Annotated in this window: 3 protein-coding genes; 1 reads left to right on the top strand and 2 read right to left on the bottom strand. The window is 64.7% G+C overall.

Annotated elements, in window-relative coordinates; translation table 11 throughout:
• Positions 1-183: 183 nt before the first annotated feature.
• On the bottom strand, positions 184-543 hold the full coding sequence (gene cpdR / locus I6U14_RS07640) for a cell cycle two-component system response regulator CpdR (RefSeq protein WP_296898197.1): 360 nt from the start codon (positions 541-543) through the stop codon (positions 184-186).
• Between the two features lie 180 nt (positions 544-723).
• Entirely contained in the window at positions 724-1,164 is a 441-nt protein-coding gene (locus tag I6U14_RS07635) for a secondary thiamine-phosphate synthase enzyme YjbQ (RefSeq protein WP_296898196.1), read from the bottom strand.
• Positions 1,165-1,385: 221 nt separating this feature from the next.
• Here I6U14_RS07635 and I6U14_RS07630 point away from each other — a divergent pair, with 221 nt between their 5' ends.
• On the top strand, positions 1,386-1,610 hold the full coding sequence (locus I6U14_RS07630) for a CoA transferase (RefSeq protein ID WP_296898195.1): 225 nt from the start codon (positions 1,386-1,388) through the stop codon (positions 1,608-1,610).
• Positions 1,611-1,687 lie beyond the last annotated feature (77 nt).

Below are 1,687 nucleotides of genomic sequence, written 5' to 3'. Positions count from 1 at the left end.
CGCGGGTGCCGGTGCTGGCTCGGCTTCGCGTGGTCGATCCCGCGATCATGCCGGTCATCACGCCGGGCTATACCAATGCCCCGACGTGCATGATCGCGGAGAAGGCCTCCGACATGATCCGCGAAGACCGTAGCCGGTAGAGCTGCGGGCCGAGGCCGGGGGCGCATGCGCGGCGAGCCCTGGCTATGCCGCGAGCAGACGGTCGACCTCGTCAACCAGGTGGCGCAGGTGGATGGGCTTGGAGAGGATCTTGGCGTTGCGCGGCGCGGTGGATTCGGGGTGCAGCGCCACGGCCGCGAAGCCGGTGATGAACATGATCTTCAGGTCGGGGTCCAGATCGGCGGCGCGGCGTGCCAATTCGATGCCGTCCATCTCCGGCATCACGATGTCCGTCAACAGAAGCGTGAAGGGCTCGCGTCTCAGGCATCTGTACGCCTGAGAGCCGTCGCAGAAGGCGCGCACCTCATAGCCGGCCCGTTCAAGCGCGCGCGTGAGAAACCGGCGCATGGATTCGTCGTCTTCGGCCAGAAGAATACGCTGCATCATTCGCTCTATACGCAATACACGCCTGACGAACGGCGTGGTCCCTCCACTCAGTGCCCGGACGCCAACCTATCCAATACAATGGCGAAATCAGCCTCAGCGTTACATTAACGTTACTGTCAAAGGGACGCCCAGCGTTGTTCGCCGGCCGCACCCGCTTTTCCACAACGTATGCGCGAGTCAGCCGCCGACTGTGCCGATAAATTGCAGATCGACGCGGCGGCGATGCGGATTATCGCGGTGCTCCAGGACGTAGACGCCCTGCCAGGTGCCAAGCGCCATGCTGCCGCCGACCACCGGGATCGACAGGCTGACCGAGTTCAGCATCGCCTTGATGTGGGCGGGCATGTCGTCCGGACCTTCGGCGGCGTGGCGGTAGGGCGCGTCGCGCGGGGCGAGCTTCTCCAGCGCGCTCAGCAGATCGCTCTGCACGGACGGATCGGCATTTTCCTGAATGATGAGCGAGGCGGAGGTGTGCGCGATGAACGCCGTGAGCAGACCCTGCGATGCGCCGATCTCACTCAGCCAGTGGCCGACGTCGTTGGTGATGTCCGTGAAGCCGGCCCCATGCGTGGCGATCTCCAGGCGCGTGTGACGCTGGGCGAGGGTCTCTCCGCTCACCTCGTCCGCGCCGGTGTTGTGTGTCCAGAAACCGCTTGCCATTCCCCTACCCTACTCTGCCAGGTCATCGCGCGCCAGCCCAGGGCGCGTTGGCGCGATCGTGTTTGGCGTTGATCGCCGGCATTGTTTATTTCAGCCGCATCTGTGGCTAGAACAAACCGATGCATCGTCTCGGGTACGTCTTTTCAGCCGATGCCGAGACGCCAAAAGCCGGGATTTCAATGTCCGAAACCGCTACCACACCAGACGCCGCAGCCGCCCGCGGCCCACTCGCCGGGCTGCGCGTGCTCGATCTGACGCGCATCCTCGCCGGCCCGACCTGCACCCAGCTTATGGGCGATCTGGGCGCGGACGTCATCAAGATCGAACGCCCCGGCAAGGGCGATGACACGCGCGGCTGGGGCCCGCCTTTTCTCGAAGGCGAAGACGGCACCGAAAGCGCCTAATATCTCTGCACCAACCGCCACAAGCGCTCCGTGGCCATCGCAATCGCGAACCCGACGGGGCAGCGGCACAACCACGA

The sequence above is a fragment of the Thiohalocapsa sp. genome, assembly GCF_019695415.1.
Classification (GTDB): Bacteria; Pseudomonadota; Gammaproteobacteria; order Chromatiales; family Chromatiaceae; genus Thiohalocapsa.
The sequence above is the reverse complement of the archived record's forward strand: the minus strand, read 5'-3'. Positions and strand labels throughout refer to the sequence as shown.